The organism is Pollutimonas nitritireducens (genome assembly GCF_002849615.1).
GTDB lineage: Bacteria > Pseudomonadota > Gammaproteobacteria > Burkholderiales > Burkholderiaceae_B > Pollutimonas > Pollutimonas nitritireducens.
In genome coordinates this window covers 79,438-91,833 of sequence record NZ_PDNV01000007.1, presented here as the reverse complement: position 1 = coordinate 91,833, position 12,396 = coordinate 79,438, and the positions used below count along the sequence as shown (strand labels likewise).

Sequence of the window (12,396 nt, the reverse complement as noted above, 5' to 3'; positions counted from 1 at the left end):
AATTTTGATTGCGCTTTCAGGTCCTGGAAACCGCATATCATATCAAGATACATACGGGTTTACCCTCATTCATCGTCGTGTTTCCCGGACATGAATTCGTTTGGTGCAGCGCATGATCGCGTGCCCATATCTTGTTTTTTCAATGACCTATGCTGCGATCGCGGCCTCGTTCAAAAGCTGGTAAGGTGTTGTTGCAGCTACGTTTTTGGTTTTGTCAATGCGTGCCACGATGTATATGTTTGCTTGCAAAAACTCTTGCCTTATTGCGGGTTTTCCCTCACACTCTTACCTATGATGACTAAGGTACTTTTCGTTTGCATGGGTAATATCTGTCGCTCGCCAAGCGCAGAGGGTGTCTTTCGCCGTTTAATCGACGAGGCGGGGCTCTCTGGGGTCGTGGGCGTAGATTCAGCTGGCACCCACAGCTTTCATATTGGCGAGGCGCCCGACGCTCGCGCGCAGGCTGCCGCGCGCAAGCGCGGCTACGAATTATCCCATTGCGTTGCCCGGCAGATCACCGCCGACGACTTCCGGGAATTCGACCTTATTCTTGCCATGGACTGGGAAAACCTGTCGGCCATGCAGCAGCAATGCCCGAAAATCTATCAGCACAAGCTCATGTTGTTAATGCGCTTTGCCAACGAATTTGAAGAGGCCACCGTGCCCGATCCCTACTATGGCGGGCCAGAAGGGTTCGGCAAGGTGCTGGATTACCTTGAAGACGCGTGTCAGGGCGTGCTCGAAATGGTGCGCAAGCGCGCTACCCAATACCAGGCGGCATAAATTCATACACTTGCAACCAAAACCGTGCGACCGCACGGTTTTTTTTTGCCACGTTCCGGACGGACAACCGGAGACGCTCGCATTGACGATGAATTACCCTAGCAAATTAGTCGGGAATTGACTATACTTGAGTTAATTAGTCGGGTATGGCTCACTGGCTGATTTCATCTCCATCTGTAAAAGTTTTGGCAAGGAATTCACCATGCGTCTAACGACCAAAGGGCGTTTCGCCGTGACCGCCATGATCGACCTGGCACTACGCCAGCAAAGCGGTCCTGTCACCCTGGCTGGCATCAGCGATCGCCAGAATATATCGCTATCCTATCTTGAACAACTATTTGGGAAACTGCGTCGCCACGAGCTGGTCGAAAGCATGCGCGGGCCGGGTGGTGGCTACTCTCTCGCGCGGCTGGCCCGCAACATCACTGTGGCCGACATCATATTCGCGGTCGACGAGCCGCTGGACGCCACCAGCTGCGGAGGCAAGGAAGATTGCAATATCGGCCGGAATGGCAATAGCGGTAAATGCATGACACACGAACTGTGGTCCACGTTAAATCGTAAAATGGTAGATTATCTGGATTCGGTGTCATTGCAGGATCTGGTGGATCAGCAGCGTATGCGACTGCTACAAGAAGCGACCAAAGATCAAAAGACCGTGCGCGTAGACCGCCCCGCAACCATCGCCATAAAATCCATAGCGCCCGCCTAACAAACCAGGAACTTTCGTCCATGCCATCACGTCCGATCTATTTCGACTACTCGGCAACTACGCCGGTTGACCCGCGGGTTGCCGAGAAGATGATCCCGTGGTTGTCCCAGAATTTCGGCAACCCGGCATCGCGTAGTCACAGCTATGGATGGGATGCGGAAGAGGCCGTCGAATTGGCGCGCAGCCAGGTCGCTGAACTGGTCAATGCCGACCCGCGTGAAATCGTCTGGACGTCAGGTGCTACCGAGTCCAACAACCTTGCGTTGAAGGGCGCAGCAGCTTTCCATTCGGTGCGGGGCAAGCACATTATCACAGTGAAGACTGAACACAAGGCGGTTCTGGATACGTGCCGGGAGCTCGAACGACAAGGCTACGAGGTCACTTACCTGCAGGTTGAAGATTCCGGGTTGCTGGACCTCGACCTCTTCAGGGCGGCGTTGCGGCCCGACACCATCCTGGCTTCCGTGATGTTCGTCAATAATGAAGTTGGTGTGGTCCAGGACATCGCCGCCCTCGCACAGATATGTCGAGAGAAGGGCGTCATTTTCCACGTTGATGCAGCACAAGCCACCGGTAAAGTCGACATCGATCTACAGGCGCTCAAGGTGGACCTGATGTCCTTTTCCGCACACAAAACGTATGGACCGAAGGGCGTTGGTGCCTTATATATATGTCGCAAGCCGCGCATACGTCTTGAAGCTCAAATGCATGGGGGAGGTCACGAGCGAGGTTTCAGATCCGGCACGCTCGCACCGCACCAAATTGTAGGCATGGGCGAGGCGTTCAGTCTGGCCCGGCTCGAAATGCAGGCAGAGATCGACCGCATCCGGGTATTGCGCGACAGGCTTTGGGAAGGGCTGTCCAGGATTCCAGAGGTTTACCTGAATGGCGACCCTCTACAACGCGTGCCCCATAATCTGAATGTCAGCTTCAACTACATCGAGGGCGAATCACTGATCATGGCACTGAAAGAGATCGCCGTCTCCAGCGGTTCCGCGTGTACGTCGGCCAGTCTGGAGCCCTCGTATGTACTGCGCGCCTTGGGCCGCAGCGACGAGCTCGCACACAGTTCCATCCGATTCACCCTGGGGCGCTATACAACGGCCGCCGATGTGGATTTCGCGGTAAATTTGCTGACGACCCGCGTGGCACGGTTGCGCGATATGTCGCCGCTGTGGGAAATGTTTCAGGAAGGTGTCGACCTCGATACGGTACAGTGGGTCGCAAGTTAAGGGAAGGGTGACGCATACGATGGCTTACAGCGATAAGGTGATCGATCACTATGAGAATCCGCGCAATGTTGGCGCATTCGACAAGGCCGATATTCGCGTGGGAACCGGCTTGGTCGGTGCGCCCGCCGACGGTGAAGTGATGAAACTGCAAATCAGGGTTGACGAATCGGGTATCATTGAAGATGCATGCTTTAAAACGTATGGTTGCGGTTCAGCAATTGCCTCGAGTTCGCTCGTCACCGAGTGGGTAAAGGGAAAGACGCTGGACCAGGCAATACAGATCCGCAATACGGAAATTGCTCGGGAACTTGCTTTACCGCCGGTAAAGATTCACTGTTCCATTCTGGCCGAAGATGCCATCAAGGCGGCGGTCCGGAACTACAAGGAAAAGCACCAGGACTAATCATGGGAATTACGCTTACACAACAAGCGGCTGACCATATCAGCCGGTATATCGAGAAACGAGGCAAAGGGCTGGGCCTGCGCCTGGGCGTGCGTACAACAGGATGTTCGGGCATGGCCTACAAACTCGAGTACGTCGACGAACCAGCCCCCGGAGACCAGGTGGTCGAGCAGTTTGGCGTCAAGGTGTTTGTCGACCCCAAAAGCTTGCCTTTTCTTGAAGGAACGCAACTCGACTACGGTCGCGAAGGCCTCAACGAAGGCTTCAGATTCTCCAATCCTAACGAAAAGGCCACTTGCGGCTGCGGCGAATCGTTCACAGTTTGATTAGGGTCGATCGAACATATTGGGCATTGCCGCGGCAACGTCACATGCATTCAACCCAGCTCGGGTATAGTGATTGACTCCATCAATTTTCTATCACGAGCATGGCTAACACTACTTTACGCTTCGGTTTGGCGGCAAACCGTTTGCACCATGAAACCTATGGTGCCGCGATCTTTGAGTGGCTGGAATGCTCGGCCGCCGGAATACGTCAGCTTGGAATCGAGCTGCACACTGTCGGCCGAACTTACGATGCCATCCAGCGTTCAGACCTGCTGGAAGCCTATCCTGGCCTGATCCGCTATCCGTATGGCCGCGAGGGCGGTCTTATGAAACTCGTGGCAAGGGTCACCGAGGGGCGCGACGGCGCTTCGCCCTTTGACGGAGCAATTTATCTCATCGATCCCGTCGATCCATCGTCCATTTTTCCGGAAGCATTGGCGCTGAAGCGTCAGTGTATTACGCATGGCCGCCCATTTGTCTCGACCCTGATGGGTGCTATCGAATGGATAGAGGTGGAAAGGCTTTCGACGGGCCTCGATCCCAATCCTGCTTTGCAGCCGATGTTCGATTTTACGGGGCAAACGCTGGCCATGATCGCGCACGACGCCCTGAAAGACCAAATGGTGCAGTTCGCCAGCGTGCACTTTGATCTACTGTCCCGGTTCGCCATGCGGGTCGGTACCGGAACAACCAGTTCGCGCTTGAACGAGCTGGCGTGGTCGCGCGGTTGGCCTGGCGAACAGCCATGGGTGCAGCCGTATTTAAGCGGTCCCTTGGGTGGCGATGCGCAAATCGCCGAGCTGGTTCTTGAACGACGTTGCCAACGGGTCATATTTTTCGAAGACCCACATGTGGCGCGACAGCACGAGGCGGATATCCAGCTGCTGGAAAGGGCGGTCCGCGTCGTTACTGACAAGGCCAGTTGCATTGCGTCGCCGGCCGTTGCTCATAAATGGGCTACGGCAATGGCACGGCTTGCATGATGCCCCTTGGGCGATGATCGAGCCTGGTTGGCCCGGCACTCGCCTATAGGGGGATGCAGAACGCCATCGACGGGGGCATATGGACCAGCTGCGACGCCGCCAGCTAGTCTTCCTTGCGCAGATGCGGAAAAAGTATGACGTCCCGTATGCTGGCGCTGTCGGTCAACAGCATGACCAGGCGGTCGATGCCAATCCCGCAACCGCCGGTGGGCGGCATGCCATATTCCAGTGCACGGATATAGTCGGCATCATAAAACATGGCTTCCTCGTCGCCGGCGTCCTTGGCCTCGACCTGTGCCAGGAAACGTGCTGCCTGATCTTCAGGATCATTCAGTTCGGAAAAACCATTGGCAATTTCTCGGCCCGTCATGAATAGCTCGAAACGCTCGGTAACCCCTTCCTGCGTGTCGGACGCCCGGGCCAGCGGCGAGACCTCGACCGGATAGTCAATGATATAAGTAGGGTTCCACAACTTAGCTTCAGCAGTTTCTTCGAACAGCGCCAGTTGCAATGCGCCGATGCCGGCACGCGCAAGTACCGGTCCGTTCACATCGGCGCCCAAGCGATTTAGCTCAGTGCGTAGAAAGTGCTCATCCTCCAATTGGTCTGCGGCATACGTTGGCGCATATTTCAGTATGGCCTGCACGATGGTCAGGCGGTCAAACGGCTGACTGAGGTCCAACGTCTTTTCCTGATAGTTCAGCACAGCACTGCCTGTGGCTGCGATGGCCGCCACGCGTATGAGCGATTCGGTGAAGTCCATCAGCCAACGATAATCGGTGTAAGCCGCATAGAACTCCATCATGGTGAATTCTGGATTATGGCGAGGGCTCACACCTTCGTTGCGGAAGTTTCGGTTTACCTCAAACACGCGATCGAACCCGCCAACGACCAGTCGCTTCAGGTAAAGCTCCGGCGCGATGCGCAGGAACATTTCCATGTCGAGCGCGTTGTGATGCGTAACGAATGGCTTGGCGGCGGCGCCTCCCGGTATGGCGTGCAGCATGGGGGTTTCCACTTCGAGAAAGCCCGCATCGAGCATGAACTGGCGGATGCTGCCTACGGCCTTGCTGCGTGCGACAAACGTACGACGTGTTTCTTCGGTCATGATCAGGTCGACATAGCGCTGGCGATAGCGCAACTCCTGGTCTGCCACGCCATGGAACTTGTCGGGCAGTGGACGCAGCGACTTGGTGAGCAGTCGGACGGAGGTGGCGTGTACCGATAATTCACCCTTGTTCGTCTTGAATACCGTGCCTTCTATACCGAGTATGTCGCCAATATCCCAGGTCTTGAACTGGGCATAGACGTCCTCGCCGACATTGTTCTTGTCCAGGAAAATCTGGATGCGGCCGGTGCTGTCCTGCAAGGTGGCGAAGCTGGCTTTGCCCATCACGCGCTTGAGCATCATGCGGCCAGCCACCACGGTGTGCTTGGAAATTTCCGCCAAGGCTTCTTTATCGAGACCGTCGTAGTCCGTGTGCAGCGCTGCGGCGGTGTTATCGGGCCGGAAATCGTTGGGATAAGCAACGCCGGTAGCGCGCAGTTTTGCCAGTTTGCCGCGACGTTCCGCGATCAGGTGGTTCTCGTCAATGGCAAGTGGGGAGGGCGTAGGTTCGTTCATTATGGTTGGTTTCAAGCGTGATTTCGGATATCGTCGAGCACGGTGGTGCCGAAGCTGTCGTGCGCGATGTAGCGCAGTATTTTTTCGGCGATGGCGGCGGGAGTTGAGAGTTGGCCATGCTCGTGCATTTGAGCGAAGCGTTGCACGTTGGGGAATTGGCTGGGGTCGCTACTGCGTATTTTCGCTTGCATTCCGGTGTCGATGACGCCCGGCGCAAGGGATGCGACACGGACACCGTGATGTTCGGCATCCAGTACCTGCGTATAGTGATCCAGCGCCGCCTTCGTGGCGCAGTAGACACCCCAGCCTGGCGTGGGGTTGCGGCCGGCGCCGGAAGATATATTGAGTATGCGCCGGTCGGACGTTGCGGGTGCGGCACGGAGAAAGGCGGCAATGAGCACGATGGCGCTGGTCACGTTCAGATTGAATGCCCGGGCAATTGCCGAGGCATCGGAAAGGTCGCCAGCCTGGCTTATGGGTTCGACTGTCCCGGCATTATTGATGAGCACGTAGCGTTGCGCATGGCGAGGCAGCTGGAGCGCAATGCTGTCGGCACATGCCTGTGCGGCCAACGGGTCGGACAGGTCGGCGCACATTTGCTCGAGCACCGCGCCGGATACCGATGCCTGCTGAGTCAGTTCGGCGTTCTCGCTTCGGGCAATGCTGATGAGGTGCGTGCCGGGCTTCAAGAGGCTGGTGGCCAATGCCTTTCCCAGGCCGCGGGAGGCGCCGGTTACGATGGCGACCGTCGATGCTTCCACTTTATACTCCTTGTTTCAGACTGGCTTGAATGAAAGGATCGAGATCGCCATCCAGCACCTTCTGTGTATTGGATATTTCCACATTGGTGCGCAAATCCTTGATGCGGCTTTGATCGAGCACGTAGGACCGGATCTGATGTCCCCAGCCCACATCGGTCTTGGAGTCTTCCATCTTCTGCTGTTCGGCCATGCGATTGCGCATCTCAAGTTCGTACAACCGCGACTTCAACATTTGCATGGCTTCAGCGCGATTACGATGCTGCGAGCGGTCATTCTGGCACTGGACGACGATGCCGGTGGGCATGTGGGTCAGGCGCACGGCCGAATCGGTTTTGTTGATGTGCTGTCCGCCCGCACCGCTGGCGCGATAGGTGTCGACCCGCAGGTCTGCCGGGTTAATCTCGATTTCGACCGAATCGTCGACCTCGGGGTAGACGAACACGCTGGCAAAGGAAGTGTGACGGCCATTGGCGGAGTCGAATGGGCTTTTGCGAACGAGGCGGTGTACGCCGGTTTCAGTGCGCAGGAATCCAAATGCGTATTCGCCCATCACCTTGATGGTGGCGGACTTGATGCCGGCGACTTCACCGTCGGATACTTCAAGAATTTCGGCATTGAAATCCTTGCGCTCACAATAGCGCAAATACTGTCGAAGCAACATGGATGCCCAATCCTGCGCTTCGGTGCCACCGGCTCCGGCCTGGATATCCATGAAACAATTCAGCGGATCGGCAGGATTGGAAAACATCCGTCTGAACTCAAGATCTTCGAGTCGCGTTCCGATGGACTCGATATCGTGCTCGACCGCAAGCAATGTTGCCTCGTCATCGTCTTCGATGGCCATGTCGAACAGCTCTTGGGCATCGGCCAGGCCGATGCCGATTTCAGTCAGGGTGTGGACCGTGTTTTCCAGGCTTTTCTTTTCGCGGCCCAGCTCTTGTGCGTGTTTCGGGTCGTTCCAGACCTCGGCGCTTTCAAGCTCGGCGTTTACGACGTGCAGGCGTTCGGACTTGGCATCGTAGTCAAAGATACCCCCGTAGCGCCAGCTGGCGGTCCGCGTAGTCGTGCAGGCGGGCGGCGAGTTGGTTTTGACGTTCGGCTTCCATAACTTTTCCTGAATATGTTGAACTTGCAATGATGCGAGTAAGGGTGAACCAAATATTTTACCTTGTGCGAAGCGTAGAATGCGGCTTATCGCCGAGAACAGGTCGAATTAGCCATGAAAACAATAGATTCCTCACTACCATCCGGACATACTGACTCACCTTTCACAGCGCCGGAAAGCCATGGCGAAATTCCGGTTACGCTGCTTGGCATGTCGCCGGCGAACTTCGGCATGGTCATGGCGACGGGTATCGTGTCCTTGGCCGCCCATGCGTTAGGCTATGCGTCGGTTGCCATGTGGCTGCTCTGGCTGAATACCGGCATGTACGGTATTTTGTGGCTATTGACAGTCATGCGTGCCGTTCTGTATCCGCGCGCCGTTTGGGACGATTTGCTGGACCATCTTCGGGCGCCTGGCTTCTTCACGACGGTCGCGGCTACCTCCATTCTGGCCTGCCAATTCATGGTGCTGGCCCACGATACTCGTGTCGGGCTGGTTCTGTGGAGCGTCGCCGTGTTCCTGTGGTTTGTCTTTACCTACTGGATATTCACAGCGCTGACGGTCAAGCGTGACAAACCGACGCTCGACCGCGGCATTAATGGAGGTTGGTTGTTGGCGGTGGTGGCAACGCAATCGATAGCGGTGAGCAGCGCCTTGCTTGCCGCGGTCAGCGCCCAGCCTTATCGGCTTGAACTCAATTTCCTGGCCTTGTCCATGTGGCTCTGGGGCGGCATGCTTTATATATGGATGATGTCGCTGATTTTCTATCGCTATACCTACTTCCGGCTGGCGCCGGACGATCTTACGCCGCCGTACTGGATAAATATGGGCGCCATGGCAATCTCGACCCTGGCGGGATCATTGCTGGTGGCTAACTCGGCCGATGCGCCGTATCTGATCTCTTTGCTGCCATTTCTGAAGGGTTTCACCATTTTCTATTGGGCTACAGGAACCTGGTGGATACCCATGCTCCTGATACTGGGCGTGTGGCGCTACGTGTATAGGCGCTTTCCGCTGCGCTATGACCCGCTGTACTGGGGCGCGGTATTTCCGTTGGGCATGTATGCCGCCAGTACGTGGCAGCTCAATGCCGCCATGGGATTTGATTTCCTGAACGCCGTGCCCGCACTGTTCTTTTTTGTTGCGGTATTCGCGTGGAGCCTGGCGTTTATTGGAATGCTGCGGCGTGTTTTCAGGGTGCTTACTCCTTGATGGCGCCCGTCATGCCCGACACGTAGTATTCGACGAAGAACGAATACACAATCGCCACCGGCAATGATCCGATAAGTGCTCCGGCCATTAGCGCGCCCCAATGATAGACGTCCCCCTCTATCAGTTCCGTCACGATTCCTACCGGAACCGTCTTCATCTCGGTGGAGGAAATAAAGGTCAGGGCATAGATGAACTCATTCCATGACAGTGTGAAGGCGAAAATGCCGGCTGAAATCAGACCGGGCACCGACAGCGGAAGAATTATTTTTATAAGAATCTCCCATCGGGTGGCGCCGTCGATCAGGGCACATTCTTCGAGCTCGTAGGGTATGGACCGGAAATAGCCCATCAGAAGCCAGGTGCTGAATGGTATGAGAAATGTAGGATAGGTGAGGATCAACGCCATCCGGGTGTCGAACAGGCCCAGCTGGAACACGATGGCCGCCAGTGGTATGAACAGTATCGACGGAGGAACCAGATACGCGAAGAAAATGCCCAGACCTACTTGTTTGGACCCCTGGAAGCGCAGACGTTCGATGGCATAGGCGGCAAAGACGCTGGCCGCCAGGGAAATGAAGGTTGCCACGGTGGAGATGAGTATCGAATTCCACAGCCACCCTGGGAAGGGCGTTTCGAACATGAGTTTATAGAAGTGCTTCAAGGTTGGAGCGAGCACCCAGAACGGGTTGCCGGAACTCAGCGCCATTTCTTCATCGGGCTTGAACGCAGTGATGACCATCCAATAGAACGGAAACAGCAGCACGAATACGAATATGCCTAATGGAATGTAGATCGTGACCCAGCGTCGCGGAATCGATTGAAGATACTCCATACCCTGTTTTTCATTCTTGTCGTCTTTCTTTCGCTTTTGATCACTGTTCATCACTTGTCTCCGCCTTGTTGCCATGCACGCCGTTGCAAACCGAAGTAGGAAAACATGATGGCTGCCAGCAGGAACGGCACCATCATTATGGCCAGGGCGGCCCCCTCGCCGAGCGATCCACCCGGAATCGCCCGCTGGAAGGAAAGGGTAGTCATAAGATGCGTGGCGTTGAGCGGTCCGCCGCGGGTAAGGACATAGATCAGTTGAAAGTCAGTGAACGTGAACAGGACGGAGAACGTCATGACGACGGCAATAATGGGTGTCAGTAAGGGTAGGGTGACGAAACGGAATTGTTGCCAGGGCGTCACACCGTCGATCGAAGCGGCCTCGTACAAGGCGGGCGATATGGTTTGTAAGCCTGCAAGCAGCGTGATGGCCACGAACGGTATGCCCCGCCAGACATTGGCGATTATGGTCGAGAGGCGAGCCATCCAGGGGTCGCCCAGGAAGTTGATATAAGTGTCGATAATGCCGATCTTGACCAGCACCCAACTGATGATGGAAAACTGGGCATCGTAGATCCACCAGAACGCCAGGGCGGACAGCGCCGTCGGAACTATCCACGGCAGCAGCACGACGGAACGGAAAAACGCCTTGAACGGCAGATTCTTGTTCAGCAGCAGCGCAAGCCACAGGCCCAGCGCGAACTTCAGGACGCTGGCAATAAAGGTATAGAACAGGGTGTTGAACAAGGCCAGCTGCGCCACGGAATCGCCGGAGAGGTAAATGTAGTTTTCCAATCCTACCCATTCCCCGGCACGCCCAATCTTGGCGTCAGTGAAGCCCAGCCATATTCCGAGTCCAAGCGGGTAGGTCAGGAATAGCAAAAGCAGGACGGCGGTCGGAAGCATGAAAGCCAGGCCCAGCCAGTTTCTATTGTTCAGCACACGGGAAAGCATAGTCGTCCTCGGCAAGTTCCGCCGGTCTGCGCCGTGCAAATGCCGACGCAGACCATGGGGCAGACTCAAATCACTGCTATACGGGTTCGATTATTCAGGTCTTGTAGTAACGTTTGGCGCGTTCGGCCGCTTGTTCCGCTGCGTCTTTGGGTGACTTGGCGCCGCTCGCGGCGTTGGCGATCATATCGAGCAACACGTAGTCGGCCATGACTGCCGCGGAGGCAGTTCCAAGCGGACCCGCGTGGCCGTTATCGAGCATGAGCGCCGCCGCATCGCGATAAACCGTATGCTTGGGATCAACCGTCCAGACGGGGTTGGCCTCGTAGGCTTTCAAAGGCTGGCTGACGTAGCCGATGGCTGCTTCCATCCATGGGTTGTATTGTTCGGCCTCCAACATGAATTGCAGATACGCTTTGGCTGCATTCGGGTACTTGGTGTGCTGGAACAGCATCATTTGCGTGATTTGCATAAGTTCTGTGGGCTTGCCGATGGGACCTATGGGCAAATGCGCATGCTGGATGTCTTTGGCCAACGCTTGCCATTTGGGGTCGGTGGAATTCTTGGCGGCGTAGTAAACCGAGATGCCGTTGGCCGTGACGCTGACCTGATTGTCGAGGAACGCTTTGTTGTTGGACGGATCCTGCCACGACAGTGTGCCGGGGACGAAGGTTGCATACAGTTGCTTCGCGTATTCAAGCGCTTCCCACGTTTCGGGTGAATTGATGACCACATTGGCTTTTTCATCGACCATCATCCCCCCGTGTGACCATAGCAGCCAGTGCGCCCAGTTATTGCCGTCGCCTACCGCCTTGCCAAGTGCGAACCCCACAGGAGTGTCCTTCGCTTTCAGGGCCTGGCACAGCTTGAGGAAACCCGCCGTGTCTTTCGGAATACCATCGAATCCGGCGGCCTTGACCTGGCTCTCGCGATATACGATGGCGTTACCCACCACCCCCAGGGGCAGGGCGATCCATTTGTCGCCGCGCATGCCATACTTTTTGCATACGTCGTACCAGCCGCCATATTTCTTGTCGAGATAGTTGGCCAGTTCGGACAGATCGATCAGTTTATCGGGGTACTGATGCGGGTCGTCGAACCAGCCAATGACAATGTCGGGCCCGCTGCCGATATTGGCGGCAACCGCCGCCTTGGGTCGGACGTCTTCCCAGCCCTCAGAGTCCACCCGCACTTCGACGCCGGTTTTTTCCGTGAATTTTTTTGTGTTGGCGTTCCAGAGATCTTCGTCTCCTTGTACAAACCGTTTCCATCTGAGAACACGCAATTTCGCGCCATCTTCGGGCTTGTACACCAATTGGTTGCCGGTGGCGGCAAATGCATTGCCTCCCACAGCCGATGCGGCAGCAATACCTGCTGTCGAAACGAGGAAATCGCGTCTTGTAAGTTTTGTCATGTCATCCACTCCTTTGGTTAGTGGGACAACGTCCCATGCCGCGGTGCTACATCGTCAAAGCC

Annotated in this window: 13 protein-coding genes; 7 read left to right on the top strand and 6 right to left on the bottom strand. The window is 56.0% G+C overall.

Annotated elements, in window-relative coordinates:
- Positions 1 to 291: 291 nt before the first annotated feature.
- The 6 genes from CR155_RS11850 (at position 292) to CR155_RS11825 (ending at position 4,439) form a co-directional block, all read left to right on the top strand.
- A complete protein-coding gene (locus tag CR155_RS11850; RefSeq protein ID WP_102070247.1) occupies positions 292 to 783 on the top strand; it encodes a low molecular weight protein-tyrosine-phosphatase in 492 nt (163 codons plus the stop codon).
- Between the two features lie 202 nt (positions 784 to 985).
- Complete coding sequence (gene iscR, locus CR155_RS11845; protein WP_102070246.1) at positions 986 to 1,495, top strand: Fe-S cluster assembly transcriptional regulator IscR; 510 nt, start codon at positions 986 to 988, stop codon at positions 1,493 to 1,495.
- Positions 1,496 to 1,515: 20 nt separating this feature from the next.
- Entirely contained in the window at positions 1,516 to 2,727 is a 1,212-nt protein-coding gene (locus CR155_RS11840; protein WP_102070245.1) for an IscS subfamily cysteine desulfurase, read from the top strand.
- Between the two features lie 19 nt (positions 2,728 to 2,746).
- Positions 2,747 to 3,130 carry a Fe-S cluster assembly scaffold IscU gene (gene iscU, locus CR155_RS11835; RefSeq protein WP_102070244.1) on the top strand — a complete coding sequence of 128 codons (384 nt, stop codon included), beginning with the start codon at positions 2,747 to 2,749 and terminating at the stop codon, positions 3,128 to 3,130.
- Positions 3,131 to 3,132: 2 nt separating this feature from the next.
- Positions 3,133 to 3,456 (top strand): iron-sulfur cluster assembly protein IscA, encoded by a 324-nt coding sequence (gene iscA, locus CR155_RS11830; RefSeq protein WP_102070243.1) that lies wholly within the window; start codon positions 3,133 to 3,135, stop codon positions 3,454 to 3,456.
- A gap of 101 nt (positions 3,457 to 3,557) precedes the next feature.
- On the top strand, positions 3,558 to 4,439 hold the full coding sequence (locus CR155_RS11825) for a methylglyoxal synthase (protein WP_102070242.1): 882 nt from the start codon (positions 3,558 to 3,560) through the stop codon (positions 4,437 to 4,439).
- A 103-nt stretch (positions 4,440 to 4,542) separates the two neighbouring features.
- On the opposite strand, the gene lysS is transcribed toward CR155_RS11825, so the two are convergent.
- From lysS to prfB, 3 genes are all read right to left on the bottom strand, one after another.
- Positions 4,543 to 6,063 (bottom strand): lysine--tRNA ligase, encoded by a 1,521-nt coding sequence (lysS, locus tag CR155_RS11820; protein WP_102070241.1) that lies wholly within the window; start codon positions 6,061 to 6,063, stop codon positions 4,543 to 4,545.
- An 11-nt stretch (positions 6,064 to 6,074) separates the two neighbouring features.
- Positions 6,075 to 6,824, bottom strand: coding sequence for an SDR family oxidoreductase (locus CR155_RS11815; RefSeq protein ID WP_102070240.1), 750 nt, complete (start codon positions 6,822 to 6,824; stop codon positions 6,075 to 6,077).
- Between the two features lies 1 nt (position 6,825).
- A protein-coding gene (prfB, locus tag CR155_RS11810) for a peptide chain release factor 2 (protein ID WP_143705199.1) occupies positions 6,826 to 7,930 on the bottom strand; the annotation gives its coding sequence in 2 pieces (ribosomal slippage) (positions 6,826 to 7,848 and positions 7,850 to 7,930; 1,104 coding nt in all).
- A 113-nt stretch (positions 7,931 to 8,043) separates the two neighbouring features.
- Between prfB and CR155_RS11805 the strand changes: the two genes are divergently transcribed.
- Positions 8,044 to 9,141: a tellurite resistance/C4-dicarboxylate transporter family protein gene (locus CR155_RS11805; RefSeq protein WP_199171744.1), complete on the top strand. Its 1,098-nt coding sequence runs from the start codon at positions 8,044 to 8,046 to the stop codon at positions 9,139 to 9,141.
- Here CR155_RS11805 and CR155_RS11800 read toward each other — a convergent pair.
- From CR155_RS11800 to CR155_RS11790, 3 genes are all read right to left on the bottom strand, one after another.
- Positions 9,131 to 10,024: a carbohydrate ABC transporter permease gene (locus CR155_RS11800; RefSeq protein WP_102070239.1), complete on the bottom strand. Its 894-nt coding sequence runs from the start codon at positions 10,022 to 10,024 to the stop codon at positions 9,131 to 9,133. The two genes, CR155_RS11805 and CR155_RS11800, sit on opposite strands and share 11 nt — an antisense overlap.
- Complete coding sequence (locus CR155_RS11795) at positions 10,024 to 10,923, bottom strand: carbohydrate ABC transporter permease (RefSeq protein ID WP_102070238.1); 900 nt, start codon at positions 10,921 to 10,923, stop codon at positions 10,024 to 10,026. The genes CR155_RS11800 and CR155_RS11795 overlap by 1 nt, the downstream gene beginning before the upstream one ends.
- Before the next feature lie 94 nt (positions 10,924 to 11,017).
- Positions 11,018 to 12,334: an ABC transporter substrate-binding protein gene (locus CR155_RS11790; protein ID WP_102070237.1), complete on the bottom strand. Its 1,317-nt coding sequence runs from the start codon at positions 12,332 to 12,334 to the stop codon at positions 11,018 to 11,020.
- Between the last annotated feature and the right edge of the window lie 62 nt (positions 12,335 to 12,396).

Excerpts from the sequence above, each read along its gene's own strand:
- CR155_RS11850 (WP_102070247.1), top strand. The coding sequence starts at position 292 with ATGATGACTAAGGTACTTTTCGTTTGCATGGGTAATATCTGTCGCTCG.
- iscR (WP_102070246.1), top strand. The coding sequence starts at position 986 with ATGCGTCTAACGACCAAAGGGCGTTTCGCCGTGACCGCCATGATCGAC.
- CR155_RS11840 (WP_102070245.1), top strand. The coding sequence starts at position 1,516 with ATGCCATCACGTCCGATCTATTTCGACTACTCGGCAACTACGCCGGTT.
- iscU (WP_102070244.1), top strand. The coding sequence starts at position 2,747 with ATGGCTTACAGCGATAAGGTGATCGATCACTATGAGAATCCGCGCAAT.
- iscA (WP_102070243.1), top strand. The coding sequence starts at position 3,133 with ATGGGAATTACGCTTACACAACAAGCGGCTGACCATATCAGCCGGTAT.
- CR155_RS11825 (WP_102070242.1), top strand. The coding sequence starts at position 3,558 with ATGGCTAACACTACTTTACGCTTCGGTTTGGCGGCAAACCGTTTGCAC.
- lysS (WP_102070241.1), bottom strand. The coding sequence starts at position 6,063 with ATGAACGAACCTACGCCCTCCCCACTTGCCATTGACGAGAACCACCTG.
- CR155_RS11805 (WP_199171744.1), top strand. The coding sequence starts at position 8,044 with ATGAAAACAATAGATTCCTCACTACCATCCGGACATACTGACTCACCT.
- CR155_RS11800 (WP_102070239.1), bottom strand. The coding sequence starts at position 10,024 with ATGAACAGTGATCAAAAGCGAAAGAAAGACGACAAGAATGAAAAACAG.
- CR155_RS11795 (WP_102070238.1), bottom strand. The coding sequence starts at position 10,923 with ATGCTTTCCCGTGTGCTGAACAATAGAAACTGGCTGGGCCTGGCTTTC.
- CR155_RS11790 (WP_102070237.1), bottom strand. The coding sequence starts at position 12,334 with ATGACAAAACTTACAAGACGCGATTTCCTCGTTTCGACAGCAGGTATT.